Raw genomic sequence first — 17,417 nt, 5'->3', positions numbered from 1 at the left:
GTTTGTGGAAACTCTGGCACTCGTGTTTCGGAACCTGAAGGCCCGCCCCGTCCGGAGCGCGCTGACGCTGGCGGGCATCATCGTGGCCACGGCCTCGATGGTTCTCTTTCTCTCCTTCGGCGAAGGGCTTCGCAAAGCGCTCTCGGCCGAGATGGAAAAATTCGGCCCCCAAATCCGGGTCGTGGCCGAGGACACAGGCGTTTTCTCGGTCCCAAACCCGGAACTCAGCCCCGAGGTCTACCAAAAACTCAAGGCCCTGGCCCCGGAGCTCGGCCTCACCCGGCTGTTCCCCAACGTGGTCTTGATGAAGGGATCGGGCTTTGACCCGGCCACCACGTTCCTCTTCTACGGGCTCACCAAAGGAACGACCCCGAAAGACATGGCGCCCGACGCACAGGTGGTCGCAGGCCGTCTCGATCCGTATCCGAACGGCGCGGTGGTGGGCAAACAAAAAGCCGAGGCCGGGGGGCTCAAAATTGGCAAAACGCTCCGTCTTTCGCGGGGCATTGAGCTCCCGGTGGTGGGGATCTTTGACGCCGGCGGGGGGCTCGCCGACAGCTTCATCTTCGTGCCCATCGACGTGCTGCAAAAGGTGTTGAATACGCAAAATTACTCGGTCATCCATGCCTACGTCGCCCCGGGGCGCACGGTCGACGAAGTGGCCCGGGAAATCGAGCGACGCATCCCGGGCGTGGACGCTCAGTCCACCACCGAGGCCGTCAAATACGCGGAGCGAGCCATTAAGATCGGCGACGTGATCCGCTTTGGCATCAGCCTCATCTCGCTCGTGGTCGGCGGCCTCTTGGTGGCCAATACGGTGATGATGAGCGTTTACGAGCGGATTCGCGAGTTCGGCGTGATGCGCGCCATCGGTGCCCGTCGCCGCTTCATCTTCCGGCTGGTCCTGCTCGAGGCCCTCTTCCTGGCGGCCCTCGGAGGGACGCTGGGGGTGATCCTCGGCATCGTCGGCTCCCAGATCGTCAACCTCTACACCACCGAGGCGGTGGGGCTCGCGCTCTCGGCGGTGACCTCCCGGCTGGTGCTCTTTTCCCTCGCCATCGCCCTCACCCTGGGCATGGTCGCGGGGCTGATCCCGGCCCGGGTCGCAAGCCGCATCCCGGTGGTCGAAGCCCTGGGGAGGGTCTAGGATGATGAACGCCACCACATTGCCCAGCCAAAAGGCCACGCCGTCCAGAGTCCTAAAGGCGGAAAATCTCACCAAGCGCTACCGCCAGGGGCAGGTTTGGATCAACGCCCTGGCCGAGTTCTCCTACGAGTTCCCACCCGGGACCACCGCCATCGTGGGCCCCTCGGGTTCGGGAAAAACCACGCTCCTCAACCTGCTGGCGGGTTTCGACCTCCCCAGCGAGGGCGAGGTGTACTTGGCCGATCTCCCCCTCCACACGCTCTCCGAAGATGAACGGGCGGAAGCCCGCCTCACCTACGCCGGGTTCGTGTTTCAAAGCTGGAACCTCCTGCCCACGCTCACCGCGCTGGAAAACGTCGCTTTTCCCTTGCTTTTGAAAGGCACGCCGAGAAAGCAACGCTTGGAGCGCGCGGCCGAGCTGTTGAACCAGGTCGGCCTCGCCGCTCGGGCCAACCACTTCCCCAACCAGCTCTCGGGAGGCGAGCAGCAACGGGTGGCCATCGCCCGGGCGCTGGCGCTGGAGCCGCTGGTCATCTTCGCCGACGAGCCCACCGGGAACCTCGACACCGCCGCCGGGCGCAAAGTCCTCGAGCTGCTCAAACGCCAGGCCCAAAACGGCCGCCGACTGGTGCTGGTGACCCACGACCTCGAGGTCGCCTCGAGCGCCGACCGGGTGCTTCGCCTTAAAGACGGCCGCCTGGTCGAGGTTACAGTCGCAAAGAAACCCGGCGCGGGCTCACTTGGCGATTAAGGCGAGCCCTCGAGCCTTGGCCTCATACATCCGGGAGTCGGCGATCCGTAAGAGCGTCTCGGGGTCCTCGGCGTCCTCGGGGAAAACAGCGACGCCGACGTTGGCCCCGAGGCAGATCTCACCCACGCACACTTCGGCGATCTTGGCCACGTAGCGCCTGGCGGCGGCGATCACACCCTTTCGATCGGTGTGGGGGAGCAGGATCGCGAACTCATCGCCCCCCCAGCGAAAGGCGAGGTCGCCGTTGCGCCGCGTCTTTTCCAGGGTCCGCGCCACCCGGATGAGAGCCTCGTCACCGACCGCGTGTCCGTAGAGGTCGTTGATCTCCTTGAAGTGGGTAAGGTCGATGACCATGAGTCCGAGGGGGTAACCGTAGCGCTGAGCGCGAGAGACCTCTTCTCTCAGGAAACGGTCAAAGGCCCGGCGGTTGGGCAGACCGGTGAGGAAATCATTGAGCGCGGCCTCCTCCAGCCGCCGCCGCTGGCGGGCCTCGTGCAAAAGGGTCGCCACCTGGACCACGAACACCCGCACCGCCTCGAGCGAATCGTCGCCAAAGGCCTTGGGGTCGGTGAGCGAGTCGAGGTTCAGCACCGCCAGCGGCTCGCCGCCATAGGGGATGGGAACGCAGAGGTTGGCCTTGAGCTCGCCCACCCGTCCGGCCGGCCTTATGATCTCGGGCGGTGCGGAGTGGGCGCTGAGCGCCGCGAGATCGACTTCCTCCGAGGTCAGGATGCGGGGCACCCCCCCATTCCATTCCTTCTCGCTCCGGCCGTACCACTCGTCTCGGACCTGCTCGAGGGTAAAGGCAACGTCTTTGAGCGCCTCGGCATCGTAGCCCACCACCGCGCCAAAACGATAGCGCGACCCTTCGCGCACGAGGAGACTGCCCGCCTCGGCCCCGGGCACGAGCTCGACCGCGGCCTGGAGCAGCTTGGGGTAGAGATTTTCGGGCTCCTCGGCCACCAGCTCGCGCTCGAGGTCGAGCAGGGCCTTGAGCCGGGCCGCGTCCTCGTGACGCGCGAGCATGATGCCCAGGATCTGGGCGACCACCTCGAGCAGTTTCTGATCTTCCCGCAACCAAAACCGATCGGGCCGGTAGCGGAGGGCGAGGACGCCTCGAGGGCGGGGCGCCCTACCGAGCCAAACCGGCTGCAGAACGAGGCGCCAGCCCTCCCTTTTCTCGCAAAGGCCAAACCCCAGATCGTCCTCGGCCGGGAGTTCGCTGAAGATGGCCTTGCCGTTTTGGTAGGCCTGCCACAAAAGGCCCTGGCCGAGCGGCAGCCCGCTCCGGAGCCGTGCCCGCTGGGCCTCGCTCATCTCACCGTCCACGGCCAGGGCGAGGAAGCGGGACCGCCGCTGCAAAAAGAGCGCCGCCACATCCCCGCCCAGAACGCCCCGGAGACGGGTCACCGCTTCCTGGGCTGCCTGGTAGAGATCGTCGCTGGAGGCAAGTAGGTAAGAGATCTCCGCCACCAACCCCGATTCCCTGCGTTCGAAAACGACCTCGAGCATCTGGGTTACGGTGCGGGCGAAATGCTCGAGCACCCTGCGCTCGGTGCGACCAAAGGGCTCGGCTCGTTCGATCGTCACCACCGCGACCACCCGCCCTTTGACCTTCAACGGGAGCGCGATCTCGGCGCCAAAACCGCCGCCCTCGGGCGGAACGTAACCCTCAGCGCCCCGGACGTCGTCGTAGCACACCGTGCGACCGAGCCTGTAGGCTTCCCACACGACCCCCTTCGGCCCCAAAAACTCGACCGAGGCCGCGCCGGCGTAGGCCAGGCGCCGCATGCCCTGTCCGTCGGGCCGAGGTTGCCACACGCTGACGTGGACCCAGCCCTCGGCGTGCCGGGCCAGGACCTCGGGGAGCGCACCGAGCAACGCATCCGGGCTCGGCTGGCCCGATAATTCCGAGAGCCCCTCGATGAGGAACGAAAGGTACTCCCGCAGTCTCTTTTGACTCCGGTAGGCCTGCCGCAACACCGAGCCGCTGAGCCCGCCGGCGAGGCTGGCGACGAGGAGTGCCCCGCCAGTCCAGACTGAGAGATCCCGAAACAGGGCGGCCTCAAAAGCAAAGGCGACCAACGCGGCAAAAAGTCCCCAGCCAAGTCCATAGCCCACGGCCGCCGAGGCCACGGGCACCACAGCGAAGGCCAGGCCCACGGGGTTACCGAAGACCCAGGCAACGAGCGCCAGGAAGGCAGCACTTATGGAGAGGACCCAGGCCAGCAAGATGTACCTTCGCACCTTGGGCCAAGTTTACCCCGCCGTCCCAGGGCCAGGTGACCACCAGGTCACAAATTCTTAGAGTCACCGGTTGCAAAAACGCAGCCGACCGCGATTGGCCCCGACGAGCTCCGACGGGGTTTAACCAAACCGCCCGGTGATGTAGGCCTCGGTCCGGGGATCGGAGGGGTTGGTGAAGATCTTTTCCGTGGGGCCGAACTCGACCATCTCTCCGTTGAGGAAGAACGCGGTGTGGTCGGATACCCGGGCCGCCTGCTGCATGTTGTGGGTCACGATGACGATGGTGACCTGGTTTTTGAGCGTGCCGAGCAGATCTTCTATGGCCTGGGTCGAGATCGGATCGAGGGCGCTGGTCGGCTCGTCCATCAGCAGCACCTCGGGCTCAACCGCCAGCGCCCGGGCGATCGAAAGACGCTGCTGCTGCCCGCCGGAAAGCCCCACCGCCGGTTCGGAGAGCCGGTCTTTGACCTCGTCCCAAAGCGCCGCTGCCTTGAGGGCCCGCTCAGCCGCTACCCTAAGGCGCTCGCGATTTCGCTCGCCCACCAGGCGCAGCCCCGCCACCACGTTGTCGAAAATGCTCATCGTGGGGAAGGGCGTTGGCCGCTGGAAAACCATCCCCACCCGCCGGCGAACGACCACCGGGTCGACCTCCGGGGCGTAGATGTCCTGGCCATCAAGGCGCACCTCGCCCTCGACCCGCGCCCCTGGCGTGAGGTCGTGCATGCGGTTGAGGGCGCGCAAGAAGGTGGTCTTGCCGCAGCCCGAGGGGCCGATCAGGGCGGTGACCTGGTGGTCGTAAATCGGGAGGGAAACCTCTTTGACACCAGGTGTCTTACCGTAATAGACGCTGAGTTGCCTGGTCTCCATGCGAAGCTGCAATCCCATCAACCTCCTTGCCCGCGGGCACGAAGCGCCCGGCGCGCGAGATAGCTCGAAATCATGATCAAAAATGCCAGGAGAAGGGCAGCGCCCCAGGCCTGACGATGCCAGTCCTCATAAGGCGAGACCGCGTAGACGAAGATCTTCAGGGGTAGGGTGTCCATGGGCTTCAAGGGGTCAAAGACGAGGAAGGGATTGCCGAAAGCGGTGAACAAAAGCGGCGCCGCCTCCCCTGCGCCTCGAGCGAGCGCCAGCATCAGGCCGGTCAGGATTCCCCCCTTCGCCGCCGGGAGTACCAGATTCAGGATGACCCGCCACCTGGGGAGCCCGAGGGCCAGCCCCGCCTCGCGGAGTTCCCAGGGGATCAGCCGCAGTACCCCTTCCGTGGCTCGGGCGATGATCGGGATCATGAGCAAAGCCAGCGCCACCGCGCCCGAGAGCCCCGAAAAATGCCCCATCGGTCTGACCACCAGGGCAAAGGCCACGAGCCCCATAAGAATCGCGGGGAGCCCGGCCATGACGTCGGAGACCAGCCTGAGCAGGGGGTTCAAGCGGTGATCGGGATACTCGGCCAGAACGACCCCGGCCGCGAGCCCGAAGATCGCGGCAATGGCAAGCGCGATGAAGTCGATGATCAACGAGCCCACGATCGCCGGCAGCATGCCGCCGCCCGTTTCGCCGGGCGGCTTCGGTCGCTGGGTAAAGAAGTTCCAATCCAAAGCCCCGATTCCCTGAACAAAGACGTAGACGAGGATCATGACCAGTGGCAGCAACACCAAAAGCGTCCCCAGGAGCAAAAGGCTCACCATCAGCCCGTCGCGGAGGCGCCTCCGTCGTAGGTTCACCGCGTTACCTCCTTCGAGCGCAAGCGGGCCAGAACCAGGTTCGCGCCGAGGTTGGTTAGGAGTGCGATCAGGAGGAGCACGAACCCCAGCGCCAGGAGCGATGAGAGGTGGAGGTCTCCCGTCGCCTCGGTGAACTCGTTGGCGATGGCGCTGGCCATGGTGGCAGCGGGGCCGAAGAAGGTGAATGGCAGCTGCACGCTGTTGCCGATCAGCATGGTCACGGCCATGGTCTCGCCGAGGGCCCTGGCCAGGGCGAGGACCACGCCGGCGAAGATTCCGCCGCGGGCGTAGGGAACCATCACCAATCGCACCACCTCCCAGCGGGTGGCACCCAGGGCGTACATGGCCTCTTTCTGTTCTTTTGGAACCAAATCGATAGCATCCCGGGCCAGCGAACTCGCATAGGGAACGATCATGAGGGCCAGCACCAGCACCGAGGAAAGAAGTCCGATACCGGTCGGTGGACCGAGGAGTGGCACCAGCCAAGGGGCCTCTGCCGCCGCCCAGGTAAAGAGCGGCAGTTCGAAGGCATTGCGAACCAGCGGAGCCAAAACGAAGATGCCCCAAAGACCGTAGACCACGCTGGGGAGCGCCGCGAGCAAGTCAACCATGAACGCAAGCGGCTCACGCAACCATCGCGGCGCGTACTCGACGGAAAAGATGGCCGCCGCCAGGGAAGGGAAAAAGGCCAGGACGAGCGCGGCGGCGCTGGTGAGGAGGGTGCCCAATAGCGGCGGCCAGGCACCGAAGCGCTCGCTCACCGCGTTCCACTCCCGCCCGGTCAAAAAGCTCCAAAAGCCAAAGGTGCGAAACGCCAGCCACCCCCCTCGCAAAAGCTCAAAAGCCACGAGAAGGGCCGCCAGAACAACGCCAAAAGCGAGCAAAAGGACGACCCAGGCAAAGACCCGATCGCCGAGTTTTCGGTAGAGCCAGTGCGGCATGCCACCTCCAGCGTCAGGGCGGGGGCGATCCGCCCCCGCCGCTTTCCGCTTACTGCAAGGGCTGGTTGCCGTACCTGAGCGATGCGATATTCTTTTCGCTCACCCGCACCACCACTTCCGGCAAACGCGCGTAGTGCAATTGCTCGTTGTACTGCTGTCCCTCGTGGATCACCCACCACAGAAGATCGCGCACGGCCTTGGCCACCCTCACATCCTTCACCGCGCGGTTCTTTGCCATGTCCTGGTAAACGAGCAGCCAGGTGAAGCTCGAGATCGGATAGCCGTTCTCGGCCGGGGTATCGGTGAGCGAGACCCGGGTGTCTTGGGGGATGCGATCGAGGTTCGCGGCTTCCCTCACCGACTCCAGGCTGGCCAGGATGAACCGGCCCGAACGGTTTTTGACCGCAGCGTAGGGGATTTTACTCTGGATCGCGTAGATGAGCTCGTTGTAACCGATGGCCCCGGGGACCTGGCGCACGAGCCCGGCCACGCCTTCGTTCCCCTTCCCACCGAGTCCGACCGGCCAGGCCACGCTTTTGCCAAACCCGACCCTGGTCTTCCACTCAGGCGAGACCTTTGCCAGGTACTCGGTCCAAATGTAGGTGGTGCCCGACCCGTCGGAGCGGTGAACCACGGTGATGGGCAACGGCGGGAGCGAAACGCCGGGGTTCAAGGCCGCGATCTTCGGATCGTTCCACGTGGTCACCTTGCCCAGGAAGATCTCGGCCAAAATCGGGCCGCTCAGCTTCAAGGGCTGGGTCAGACCGGGCAGGTTGTAGGTCGGCACCACGGCGCCGAGCGCGGTCGGGATGTGCAGAATTTTGGTTCCGTAAGCGTCTTCAAACTTCTTGAGCTCCGCGTCCGAGAGCGGGGCGTCCGAGGCGCCGAACTGAACCGTCTGCTCGAGGAGCTGGCGGATCCCTCCGCCGGAGCCGATCGACTGGTAGTTGACACGGACCCCCGTCTCCTGGCTGTAGACGTCGAAGTACTTGGCATAGAGGGGATAGGGAAAGGTGGCCCCGGCCCCGGTGAGGGCCACGCCCTGAGCCAGCGCCAGCCCTACCGCCAGGGTCAGGATTCCAAGCGCGCGTGCTGCGATCGTCTTCAACAACCTCACCTCCGCCGTCAAGGTAATGCCCCTATGTCATGGCCCTGTCAGCGGTTCGGCGTCTCTCCGGTGATCCAGAAGATGACCCGTTCGGCGATGTTTTCCAGGTGGTCGCCGAGGCGTTCGTAGCTCCGCGCCACCCTGAGGAGGACCAGCGCCTTGGAGATGGTGCGGGGATCCTCGAGCATGTAGGTGATCAGCTCCCGGGTAATCTGCTCGTAGGAGTCGTCCACCTCGTCATCGGCAAGGAGCACGCCGCGCGCCGCCTCGACGTCGTGCTCGGCCACCGCTTTGGCCACGCTTTCGATCATCATCGCCGTCCGCTCCGCCATCCGCGGCAACAGCACGTAGCGTTTGAGCGGCGGTTCCTTGGCCAGCACGATCGCGTCCTCGGCCACGTGGGCGGCGTAATCCCCCGCGCGTTCGAGGTCGGTCACCGCCTTGAGGATGCTCACCAAGAAGCGGAGGTCACCGGCCACAGGCTGGTGACGGGCGATGGTGGCGATCGCCTCGTCGTCGATCCTGGCCTCGAGGCCATCCACCTCCGCGTCCATGGCCATCGCCGCCCTCGCCTTCTCAATGTCCGCTTCAACCAGCGCCGCGTTCGCCAGCTTGACCATCTCCTTCACCATGCTGGCCATGGTGAGGAACTTCTCGCTGATCGAAGCGAGTTCCCGGTCCAAAACCTCTCGCATACCTTTCCCTCCTAAGGATTTCTCTCCGCCAGCACCGCCGCCGGCAGCACCACACCGAACGCGTTTTTCCCCTCAATCCGCCGCCCGTACGCGTCGCCCCCGAGCCCCCGGGCGATCCGGCGTACGATGGCAAGTCCCAGACCGCTCCCCCGCACGCTCGCGGCGTGGACCCCGCGCTGTCCGGGTTGAAACAAACGCTCGTAGTCCGAAAGCGGGGGCCCGGCATCCCGCACCTCGATCCGGAGCCCTTCTTCGGTCACCTCGCTGGTGACCGAAACCGGCGCCTTGCCGTACTTGAGCGCGTTTTCCACCAGGTTGAGGAGGATTTGAAACACCGCGTCTTCCTCGACCACGACCTCGTGTCGAAGCGAGAACTCGACCGAGGCCGCCTCGGGCACTAAGCGCAAGAGCCGCTCGCGGAGACTGGCGAGGGGCCACGGCGGAACACCGAAACCCAGCGCATCTCCCCGCACCAGCCGTTCGAGGCGCAGGACCTCCTTGCGCACCAGCTCGAGGATGGCGTCGCGCTCAGGGCGCTTTGGGTCCTGGTCCAGGGCCTCGAGCAGGGCTTTAATTCCAGCCACCGGCGTGCGCAGCTCGTGGGCCAGGAGCTCTCGGGCGAGCCGGGTTCGGGAAAGTTCGCGCTCGCTCTCGGTGACATCGAGCAAATAGAGCGCCCCCGGGACAGCGCGGACCAGGAGGATCCGCCCACCGAGCTCGACCCGCCCCTCTCCCCCGCTCGCGGCTATGGCAGCCAGCCGATGATCGCGCAGGGCAAAGAGGAGGGGCTTACCCGCGACGCGGTCGCGATCGACCGCCAAAAGGGCGCTGGCCGCCGGGTTGATGTAGACGACATGGCCCTTTTCATGGAGGACGAGCCCCTCAAAGGCTGACTCCCAGGCCGAAATCAAGGTTCGATCGCTCAAGATTCCTCTCCCCGGAAACGATAGCCCCGGCCGCGTACGGTTTCGATCCAGGAAGGCCCCAACTTTTCCCTGAGCTGGGCCACGTGCTGATCCACGGTGCGCGGGGTGCCGAAGTACTCCACCCCCCACACCGCATCGAGCAGGGTCTCGCGATCGAAGACCCGTCCCGGATGGCGGGCCAAAAACACCAGCAAATCGAACTCGCGACGGGTAAGCCCCACTTTCTGCCCGCCCAAATGGACCTCGGCCGCCTCGAGGTCGAGGATCAGGGCCCCGAACACCAGCCGGTTTTTCCGCCCCGACCGCCGCAGCAAAGCCTTAAGCCGGGCCGCCAGCTCAGCCAACGAAAAGGGTTTGGTGAGGTAGTCGTCGGCGCCGCGTTCAAGCCCCTCGACACGATCAACCTCCCTGGCCTTAGCGGTCAGGATCAGCACCGGGAGATCGGCATAGGCTTCGCTCTTGCGCAAACGCTCGAGGAAACGCACGCCCGGCTCATCGGGGAGCATCCAGTCGAGGACCACGACGTCGCACTCCGCCAAACGGGGCCAGGCCTGAGCGGCGTTTTCGGCCTCGATCACGTGAAAACCCCGGCCCTCGAGCCCGAGCCTGAGGCCCATGCGCACGCTCGCTTCGTCCTCAACCACCAGTACCCGCGCCACGTCCAAGTTCAGTCTAGCGCGGGTGCGTCATGGCCTTGTCATCGGCACCGGCATAGACTGGTCCCATGGAACCAACGCTGACCGCCTATGGGGCGGCGAAAACCGTCACCGGAAGCTGCCACCTCCTCACTTACAAAGGGACGCGGATCCTCATCGACTGCGGTCTTTATCAGGGCGAGGCCGAGGCCCAAAACCACGCCCCGTTCGGCTTTGACCCGCGAGCGGTCGAGGCAGTGGTGGTGACCCATGCCCACCTCGACCACATCGGACGGCTCCCCCGGCTCATACGCGAGGGCTACCGGGGGCCGGTCTACGCCACCGAACCTACCCTTTTGCTCGCTCGCCCGATCCTCGAGGACGCCCTGAAGCTCATGCTCGAGGAAATCCACCGTGCCGAGCGGAAAGGCAAAAAAGCCCCCGAGCTGCTTTGGAACGAAGACGACCTGCACGCGCTCTACGAACGCTTTTCCCCCTGGCCCTACTACCAGCGACTCGCCGTGGGCCCGTTTGAGATCGAATTCCGAAATGCCGGCCACCTGCCGGGCTCGGCCATCGTCGTGGTTGAGGTCGGGGGGCGACGGGTGGTTTTCTCCGGCGATCTGGGGAACCGCCGTAAGGAAGTCCTGCCCGACCCCGACTACCCGCCCCAGGCCGATCTCGTGGTCTCGGAGGGGACCTACGGCGACCGAAACCACAAACCCTTGCAGGCCACCTTGGAAGAGTTCGCGCAGGTCATGGCCCGGGCGCTGGGACGCGGGGGCAAGGTGCTGATTCCAGCCTTCGCCATGGAACGCGCGCAGGAAGTTCTCTTCTATCTCCGCGAATTCGAATCCGCGGGTCGAATTCCGGTGCACCCGGTTTACGTCGACTCGCCGCTCACCACCCGGGTGACCGAGGTCTTCGAGCGCGTACGAGGGGCCTTCTCGTTTAAAGTCCAGCAGCTCTACGCCAGGGGCATCGACCCCTTCAGGCCCCAGCACCTCCACCACACCACGAGCGTCGAGGAATCGAAAGCGATCAACGACCTCGAGGGCCCAGCCACCATCATCGCCGGCAGCGGGATGCTCAGCGGTGGGCGAATCCTCCACCACCTGCGGCACCATCTCCCCGACCCCCGGGCCAGCCTCATCCTGGTCGGTTATCAACCCCGCGGTGGGCTCGGGCGGCGTCTGATCGACGGGGAAACCCCTATCCGCATCCACGGGCACACCGTCCCGGTCAGGGCCGAGATCCACACCCTGGGTGGGTTTTCCGGCCATGCCGACCGGGACGAACTCCTCGACTGGCTCGAGGTGGCCTCGAACGTGGTGCTGGTGCACGGCGAGGCCGACAAACTCGAGCGCCTGGCGAGCGGTCTTTCGGAACGAAAAAAACGCGCCACGCTCGCCGAGTTCGGCCAGGCCATACCCATTGGGGCCTAAAGCCGCGCCGGGTTCACGGGAGATCGCTTGGTGTATTGACGTTGGCGAAGAGGTCGGGGTCGAAATCGCCAGCGAGCGCTTCCCAGGGAACGCGCACCGCCTGGGCGGCCTCGAGCACCGCCCCGACCCGCAGCTCTCCCTGCTGAAGATGGCGGGTCACGATCGGGAGCACCGCCTTGGAATACAGCGCCGCCAGAGGCTCGGGGTAGCCCGAAGGCCCCAGCGCGACCACGGCCAGTCCCTGGCCGCGGGCCTCGAGGAGACGCCGCCAAAAGCGGGCGTCGAGCCGGGGCAGATCGCAGGCCGCCACCGCAACCCAGGGCGATCGGGCATAAAGCAGCGCCGCATGGAGCCCCGAAAGGGAGTCGCCTCCGGGGATGACGTCGGGATAAACGGGGAGGCCGAACTCGGGGTAAGGGCGGTTAGCGACGATGAAGCGCTCATCGGCCTCCTCCAGGCTCTCAAGGACATGTTGCATGAGCGGTTTCCCCCGCCAGATGAAGCGAGCCTTATCGGCCCCGAACCTGGCCGAACGCCCGCCCGCGAGGACTGCGCCGGAAAATGTCATCGTCTTACCCCGGAACCTCGGCCACCACGCGTGTCCCGGAGCCGGGCGCGCTCTCGACCGAAAAGCGCCCGCCCTGGGCGAGGATTCGCTCGTTCATCTGGGCGAGACCAAAATGCCCCTCCTTGGGCACCGCCTGCGGGTCAAACCCCACCCCGTCGTCCTCGACCACGAGCCTCGCACCCCCTTCGGGGAGGGGATCGAGCCTCACCCGCACCTGATGGGCACGAGCGTGCTTGGCAACGTTGTTGAGCGCTTCCTGGAGCACCCGAAAGAGCGCCAGCTCCGACGCCTGAGTCAGATCGACCTCGGCGGGAACATCGACCTGAATGCGAAATCCAGCCTGCTCAGCAAAGGCCTCGGCGTACCGGCGCAAGGACTCGAGAAAGCCGTAGCGCTCGAGGTCGATGGGCCGAAGGGCGAAGATCGACCGCCTGACCTCGCGGATCTGCTCCCTGAGCGTTTGCTGCACCCTTTGCATCTCCCGCTCGGCCCGGGACGGGTTCTTGGAAAGCAAACGCTGGGCTAAATCGAGCTTCAAGGCCATGAAGGCCAGCGCCTGGGCAAGCCCATCGTGGATCTCGCGGGCGATGCGCGTGCGCTCCTCGTGAATGGCGAGCTCCTCGGCCCGCAGGTAAGCCTGGGCGTTTCGCACCGCGAGGGTCACCTGCGAAGCGAGGAGTTTCAGGAACGGCAGCTCGCTCTTCAGCCGCTGGTGCTCGCCGAGCAAAAGCAACACCCCCACCGGATCCTTATCCCCAAGGGGCACGGCCAAACGCCCCGGACCGAGAAAGACCGGCCGCCTGAGGGCGTCGCGCCACGGCCCCTGAGGCAAGAACGCCCTGCGCCCGGGCGCGTAACCCACCGAGGCCCAGAGCTTGAGCACCCCGCCCTCATCCAGCAGGTACACGGCGCCCCCCTCGGCCCCCGCCCACTCCAAAATGCGTCCGAGGAGGCGATCGAGAAGCTTTTCCAAATTGGCTTCGGCGCGCAGCGCCTCGTCGACTTCAAAAAGGGTCAGGAGATCGCGGGTTCGGGCCTGGGCGGCCTCGATGACCGAGTCCACCTCGCCGGCGAGGATCTCCAGAAAGCTCGCCTCGGCCTCTCCAACGAAGCACAACCTTCCCCCACTCCGGGGAAGATCAACGTAGATCACCCCGGGCGCGTCGCACCCTCCCGGGGGAAAGCCGGCGGTGGTGTAGCGAAAGTCTTCCAGCTCGAGGGCAACCTCGCCGTGCAGGGCCTCGCGGATGGCCTCGGCGACCGCCCGCATGACCTCATCGAGGTTCTCGGCCTCAAGAGCCCGGTGCACCACGGTTCGCACCGCCGAGAGCCGGCGGTTGGCCTCGAGCAGCGCCTGCTCGGCCTGCTCTCTGGCCCTGAGCTCATCGGAGATCCAGTCAAGCGTCAGGTACACCACGAACGGCCCCATGAGGCCATAAAACCCAAGCATCAACCAAAAGGCGTGGGGGTCGGAAAGGCTACCGCGCAGGGTGAACTGAAAGACGAGCACGAAGAGCCCGATGATGGGAGGAAGGATCAAACGCGCCGCCCGTACCCGGCGGGCAAGGCCTTTTAAGCTCTCCTGGGGTACCATCACCCGCCTCCACGCCCAGCCGCCCACCTGGTCTGGCGCACCAGGCCCCGGAGCATGGCCAGCTCGTTCGGGGTCAGCAAGGCCTTGTGGAAGATGCGGCGAAAGGTGCGCATGACGTGGGGCATACGCTTTTCGTCGGCATAGCCGATCTCGAGCAGCATGGTCTCAAAATCGGAGAAGAAGGCCTCGAGGCCCTCGACCGGCGCCGGCCTGGGCGCGGTGAAGGGCTCGGATCGGGCCGAAAAAAGCTCATAGGCCACGACCAAAACCGCCTGGGCCAGGTTCAGGCTTTTGAAATCGGGGGCGGTGGGAATGCGCAGCACATGGTGGCAGCGGGCGAGTTCATCGTTGGTCAGGCCCGATCGCTCGCGCCCGAAAACGAGAGCCACCTCGAGCCCTTCCTCGGCCGCCCCCCGCAGGATGGGCGCGGCCTGCCTCGGGGTCATGAGCGTTCCCGGGTAGACCTCTCTCGCCCTCGCGGTGGCCCCGGCACAAAGCTCGACCCCGGCCAGGGCCTGGGACAGGTCGTCGACGACCGTGGCGCCCTCGAGGACGTCGCGGGCGCCGACCGCGAACTTCAAGGCCTCGTCGTTCACCCTGGCTTCCGGTGAAACCAGCACCAAACGGCGCAGGCCAAAATTTTTCATGGCCCGGGCCACCATGCCCAGATTGCCGGATTCCTGGGTGCCGACGAGAACCACGCGTACGTGCTCCACGGCAACCATCTTAAAGCCCTTCGGGCCCCTTGCCGGTTGCCCGGAAAGAGACCCGAAGGGCACGGCCGGCGAATCAGCTCAAAAGCCAGCGCACGAGCGTGCGCACGCCAAAACCCGTTCCTCCCGCCGGACCGAGCGCCCAGGCCTGCTTTTGGAACGCGGGACCGGCGATGTCGATGTGCACGAAGGGATCGCGGACGAACTCGGTGAGGAACAAAGCAGCCTGGATGGCGCCGCCTTCCCGGTTCCCTACGTTGGCGATATCGGCCACGTCGCTTTTTAAAAGCTGCTTATAATCCTCCTCCAAAGGCATGGGCCAGAGCTTTTCGCCCTCAACCGCCCCGGCGCTCCGCAGCGCCTCGCCGAGCCGCTCGTCGGTGGCAAAAAGCCCGGCGATGTCCTTCCCGAGCGCCACCACCGCCGCTCCGGTGAGGGTGGAGAGCTCCACGATCGCATCCGGAGCCTCCCGGCCGGCGTAGACCAGAGCGTCCGCCAGCGTGAGGCGCCCCTCGGCGTCGGTGTTCTTGACCTCAATGGTCTTGCCGTTCATGGCCCGGATGACCTCGTCGACCACGTAGGCCGACCCGCTGATCTTGTTCTCGGCGGCGGCGACGTAGGCGTGGACCTCGACCGCGGGCTTGAGACGGGCGATGGCCTGCATGGCCCCGAGCACGGCAGCCGCGCCACCCATATCGCCCTTCATGTGCTTCATAAAGTCGGTCGGCTTCAGCGAATAGCCGCCGGTATCGAAGCAAAGTCCCTTGCCCACCAGCGCCACCTTGCGCCTCGGCTTCACTTCCGGGCGGTAGGTGAGGTGGATCAGGCGGGGCGGGTTCGACGAGCCCCGGGCCACCGCGAGCAACGCCCCCATGCCCAGGGCCTCCATCTCTTCCGGTCCCAAAACCTCGATCTCCAACCCCGACGCTTCGGCCAGGCGCCGGGCCCGCTCGGCGAGCGCCTCGGGCGTCAGGACATTGGGGGGCTCGTTGACCAGGTCGCGGGCGAAGGCCGTGGCTTCGGCCATCACCAGGGCTTCGGCCACCGAGCGTCCCCGGCCACGGGCGATCCAGTAACGAACCCGCGGCGCGCGCTCGCCGGATTTGTATTTCACGAAGCGGTAGCTGCCGAGGTAGAGCCCTTCCGTCAGCGCATAGCTGGCCTCCGCCTTGCCCAAACGGTCGGCGAAGAAGTTTTCGACCGCCACCTCCCGCACCTTCAGGCGAAGCGCTTCCCGGGCCACCACTGCCCCGGCGCGGCGTACGCGGTCCGCCGACACCCCACGCTTGCCACCAAGCCCCACCAGGAGCACGAAGGTTTCTCCCTGGGCCAGGGTGAGGGTTTCCCCCACGTTGCCCTTGAACTTGCTGCGCCTCAGCGTCGCGCTCAGCTGTCCGCCAAGCGTCTCGTCGAGCGCCAGGCCTTCTTCGGTGAGCGCTCCAGCCACCACGCCGACGGCCCGCATGCGGGCAGGAAGCGCCTCAAGCGGACGCCGGGCCGAACGTATATCGATCTTCATCATGGTTTTGAGCATAGCATGCAAAAATTCCTCGACAAAAGGGGCGAAACATAGGAAAATACGGGCGTGAAGCAGATTGGTGGAAGTGCCGCCCTCGAGGGCGTGATGATGAAAGCCCCGGATGCATGGGCCCTCGCGGTCCGCCTCCCTTCCGGAGAAATCCACGTCGAGCGCCACGAGGAAGCCTCGCTCGCCTCCCGCTACGCCTGGGCGCGCTGGCCCCTCATTCGAGGGGTGATCGCGCTTTTTGACGCGCTTTCGGTTTCCTACACCGCACTGGCGAAAAGCGCCCAGCTCGCCGAAGGCGACGACGGGCCCGCGCTGAGCAAGGGTTCGCTCTACGCCACGATGGCCCTGAGTACGGCGGTCGGCATCCTGCTCTTCATCGTTTTGCCGGCGTTCGTCGCCGGGCTTTTTACCGACGCCAAGAACGCCCCCTGGCTCTACAACGGCGTCGCCGGCCTCATCAAAACCGGCCTCCTTGTCGGCTACCTCCTCTTTCTCCGCCGTTTCGAGGATACTCGGCGCTTCCTCATGTACCACGGCGCCGAACACAAGGCCATCCACGCCTACAGCCTCGGCCTGCCGCTGACGGTCGAAAATGTCCGGGCCCAGCCCCGCTTTCACCCCCGGTGCGGGACCACGTTCATCGCCTTCGTCATCGTGGCCTCGATCTTCGTCTACAGCTTTTTGCCCCACGCCGAAATTCTCTGGTGGCGGCTGGCGGGGCGGGTGGTGCTCTTGCCGCTGGTCGCGGCGGTCGCCTTCGAGATGCTCCGCTACTCCTCGTCCCACGACGACCCGTTCAGCCGGGCGCTGCGCTGGCTCGGGTTTCAATTCCAGGCGCTCACCGTGGACGAGCCCACCGACGACATGATCGAGGTGGCCATCGAGAGCACCAAGGCCGCGCTCGGCACCTCCGACCGCGAACGCCTGGTGGCCTGAGCACCGACGCCAGATTTTCGGTCTTTTAACCTTCCCTGGGGCCCCGCCGTGGCCTTTGCCACGGCGGTCTATTTAAGCGCCCCGGTTTCGCAAATATTCCGCCAGCGCCCGGGCGTGGTTACAGCGTTCGTTTTTAGCGGCGTAGATCAGGGTTACCGGGCCTTTCGCCAAAGCACTCAGAACCGGCCTCAGGGCCTCGGGATTTCGATCGAGCTCGGCGAAGTACTTGGCCTTAAAGGCTTCCCACCGCTCGCAGTCGTGGGAAAACCAACGTCGCAAATCCTCCGACGGGGCGACCGACTTGAGCCAGAGATCAATCCGCAGGGCTGATCGCGAACACCCCCTTGGCCAGTAGCGGTCCACCAGGATGCGCACGCCGTCAGACGGATCCGGCGGTTCGTAGGCCCGCTTGACCTTGAGTTCCATCGCTTTCTCGAGGCTAAGGGGTTCCAGCGCGCT

At 65.5% G+C, this 17,417-nt stretch carries 17 protein-coding genes; 4 read left to right on the top strand and 13 right to left on the bottom strand.

Features of this window, described 5'->3' with window-relative positions:
• Positions 1 to 4 precede the first annotated feature (4 nt).
• Positions 5 to 1,147 carry an ABC transporter permease gene (locus ACZ5BT_RS09230; protein ID WP_464884299.1) on the top strand — a complete coding sequence of 381 codons (1,143 nt, stop codon included), beginning with the start codon at positions 5 to 7 and terminating at the stop codon, positions 1,145 to 1,147.
• A 1-nt stretch (position 1,148) separates the two neighbouring features.
• On the top strand, positions 1,149 to 1,898 hold the full coding sequence (locus ACZ5BT_RS09225) for an ABC transporter ATP-binding protein (protein WP_464884298.1): 750 nt from the start codon (positions 1,149 to 1,151) through the stop codon (positions 1,896 to 1,898).
• Here the strand turns inward: ACZ5BT_RS09225 and ACZ5BT_RS09220 are convergent.
• From ACZ5BT_RS09220 to ACZ5BT_RS09185, 8 genes are all read right to left on the bottom strand, one after another.
• The gene (locus ACZ5BT_RS09220; RefSeq protein ID WP_464884297.1) at positions 1,884 to 4,145 is read right to left on the bottom strand and encodes a diguanylate cyclase domain-containing protein; all 2,262 of its coding nucleotides are present in this window, start codon (positions 4,143 to 4,145) and stop codon (positions 1,884 to 1,886) included. The two genes, ACZ5BT_RS09225 and ACZ5BT_RS09220, sit on opposite strands and share 15 nt — an antisense overlap.
• 120 nt (positions 4,146 to 4,265) lie before the next feature.
• Positions 4,266 to 5,030 (bottom strand): phosphate ABC transporter ATP-binding protein PstB, encoded by a 765-nt coding sequence (gene pstB, locus ACZ5BT_RS09215; RefSeq protein ID WP_464884296.1) that lies wholly within the window; start codon positions 5,028 to 5,030, stop codon positions 4,266 to 4,268.
• A complete protein-coding gene (gene pstA, locus ACZ5BT_RS09210; protein WP_464884295.1) occupies positions 5,030 to 5,869 on the bottom strand; it encodes a phosphate ABC transporter permease PstA in 840 nt (279 codons plus the stop codon). Before pstA ends, pstB begins: the two co-directional genes overlap by 1 nt.
• Entirely contained in the window at positions 5,866 to 6,810 is a 945-nt protein-coding gene (pstC, locus tag ACZ5BT_RS09205; protein WP_464884294.1) for a phosphate ABC transporter permease subunit PstC, read from the bottom strand. Before pstC ends, pstA begins: the two co-directional genes overlap by 4 nt.
• Before the next feature lie 49 nt (positions 6,811 to 6,859).
• Positions 6,860 to 7,918, bottom strand: a complete 1,059-nt coding sequence (gene pstS, locus ACZ5BT_RS09200; RefSeq protein ID WP_464884293.1) for a phosphate ABC transporter substrate-binding protein PstS — start codon at positions 7,916 to 7,918, stop codon at positions 6,860 to 6,862.
• 47 nt (positions 7,919 to 7,965) lie between these two features.
• Positions 7,966 to 8,613, bottom strand: coding sequence for a phosphate signaling complex protein PhoU (gene phoU, locus ACZ5BT_RS09195; RefSeq protein ID WP_464884292.1), 648 nt, complete (start codon positions 8,611 to 8,613; stop codon positions 7,966 to 7,968).
• An 11-nt stretch (positions 8,614 to 8,624) separates the two neighbouring features.
• Positions 8,625 to 9,539 carry a sensor histidine kinase gene (locus tag ACZ5BT_RS09190; RefSeq protein ID WP_464884291.1) on the bottom strand — a complete coding sequence of 305 codons (915 nt, stop codon included), beginning with the start codon at positions 9,537 to 9,539 and terminating at the stop codon, positions 8,625 to 8,627.
• On the bottom strand, positions 9,536 to 10,198 hold the full coding sequence (locus ACZ5BT_RS09185) for a response regulator transcription factor (protein WP_464884290.1): 663 nt from the start codon (positions 10,196 to 10,198) through the stop codon (positions 9,536 to 9,538). The genes ACZ5BT_RS09190 and ACZ5BT_RS09185 overlap by 4 nt, the downstream gene beginning before the upstream one ends.
• A 65-nt stretch (positions 10,199 to 10,263) precedes the next feature.
• On the opposite strand from ACZ5BT_RS09185, the gene ACZ5BT_RS09180 reads away from it, so the two are divergent.
• Positions 10,264 to 11,619 (top strand): MBL fold metallo-hydrolase, encoded by a 1,356-nt coding sequence (locus tag ACZ5BT_RS09180; protein ID WP_464884289.1) that lies wholly within the window; start codon positions 10,264 to 10,266, stop codon positions 11,617 to 11,619.
• A 13-nt stretch (positions 11,620 to 11,632) separates the two neighbouring features.
• On the opposite strand, the gene mobA is transcribed toward ACZ5BT_RS09180, so the two are convergent.
• From mobA to ACZ5BT_RS09160, 4 genes are all read right to left on the bottom strand, one after another.
• Complete coding sequence (mobA, locus tag ACZ5BT_RS09175; protein WP_464884288.1) at positions 11,633 to 12,187, bottom strand: molybdenum cofactor guanylyltransferase; 555 nt, start codon at positions 12,185 to 12,187, stop codon at positions 11,633 to 11,635.
• 4 nt (positions 12,188 to 12,191) lie between these two features.
• A complete protein-coding gene (locus tag ACZ5BT_RS09170) occupies positions 12,192 to 13,781 on the bottom strand; it encodes a sensor histidine kinase (RefSeq protein WP_464884287.1) in 1,590 nt (529 codons plus the stop codon).
• Positions 13,781 to 14,506 carry an RNA methyltransferase gene (locus ACZ5BT_RS09165; protein WP_464884286.1) on the bottom strand — a complete coding sequence of 242 codons (726 nt, stop codon included), beginning with the start codon at positions 14,504 to 14,506 and terminating at the stop codon, positions 13,781 to 13,783. The genes ACZ5BT_RS09170 and ACZ5BT_RS09165 overlap by 1 nt, the downstream gene beginning before the upstream one ends.
• Positions 14,507 to 14,570: 64 nt before the next feature.
• Positions 14,571 to 16,016, bottom strand: a complete 1,446-nt coding sequence (locus ACZ5BT_RS09160) for a leucyl aminopeptidase (RefSeq protein WP_464884285.1) — start codon at positions 16,014 to 16,016, stop codon at positions 14,571 to 14,573.
• Between the two features lie 102 nt (positions 16,017 to 16,118).
• Here ACZ5BT_RS09160 and ACZ5BT_RS09155 point away from each other — a divergent pair, with 102 nt between their 5' ends.
• Positions 16,119 to 16,958 (top strand): DUF1385 domain-containing protein, encoded by an 840-nt coding sequence (locus tag ACZ5BT_RS09155; protein ID WP_464885811.1) that lies wholly within the window; start codon positions 16,119 to 16,121, stop codon positions 16,956 to 16,958.
• A 72-nt stretch (positions 16,959 to 17,030) separates the two neighbouring features.
• Here ACZ5BT_RS09155 and ACZ5BT_RS09150 read toward each other — a convergent pair whose 3' ends face one another.
• Positions 17,031 to 17,384 carry a DUF488 domain-containing protein gene (locus tag ACZ5BT_RS09150; protein WP_464884284.1) on the bottom strand — a complete coding sequence of 118 codons (354 nt, stop codon included), beginning with the start codon at positions 17,382 to 17,384 and terminating at the stop codon, positions 17,031 to 17,033.
• Positions 17,385 to 17,417: the final 33 nt, after the last annotated feature.

The organism is Vulcanithermus mediatlanticus, from assembly GCF_055385885.1.
The sequence above is the reverse complement of the archived record's forward strand: the minus strand, read 5'-3'. Positions and strand labels throughout refer to the sequence as shown.

Bases quoted from the DNA above. Each gene is read 5' to 3' on its own strand.
- ACZ5BT_RS09225 (WP_464884298.1), top strand. From the start codon at position 1,149: ATGATGAACGCCACCACATTGCCCAGCCAAAAGGCCACGCCGTCCAGA.
- pstB (WP_464884296.1), bottom strand. From the start codon at position 5,030: ATGGGATTGCAGCTTCGCATGGAGACCAGGCAACTCAGCGTCTATTAC.
- pstC (WP_464884294.1), bottom strand. From the start codon at position 6,810: ATGCCGCACTGGCTCTACCGAAAACTCGGCGATCGGGTCTTTGCCTGG.
- phoU (WP_464884292.1), bottom strand. From the start codon at position 8,613: ATGCGAGAGGTTTTGGACCGGGAACTCGCTTCGATCAGCGAGAAGTTC.
- ACZ5BT_RS09180 (WP_464884289.1), top strand. From the start codon at position 10,264: ATGGAACCAACGCTGACCGCCTATGGGGCGGCGAAAACCGTCACCGGA.
- mobA (WP_464884288.1), bottom strand. From the start codon at position 12,187: ATGACATTTTCCGGCGCAGTCCTCGCGGGCGGGCGTTCGGCCAGGTTC.
- ACZ5BT_RS09170 (WP_464884287.1), bottom strand. From the start codon at position 13,781: ATGGTACCCCAGGAGAGCTTAAAAGGCCTTGCCCGCCGGGTACGGGCG.
- ACZ5BT_RS09165 (WP_464884286.1), bottom strand. From the start codon at position 14,506: ATGGTTGCCGTGGAGCACGTACGCGTGGTTCTCGTCGGCACCCAGGAA.
- ACZ5BT_RS09160 (WP_464884285.1), bottom strand. From the start codon at position 16,016: ATGATGAAGATCGATATACGTTCGGCCCGGCGTCCGCTTGAGGCGCTT.
- ACZ5BT_RS09155 (WP_464885811.1), top strand. From the start codon at position 16,119: ATGATGAAAGCCCCGGATGCATGGGCCCTCGCGGTCCGCCTCCCTTCC.
- ACZ5BT_RS09150 (WP_464884284.1), bottom strand. From the start codon at position 17,384: ATGGAACTCAAGGTCAAGCGGGCCTACGAACCGCCGGATCCGTCTGAC.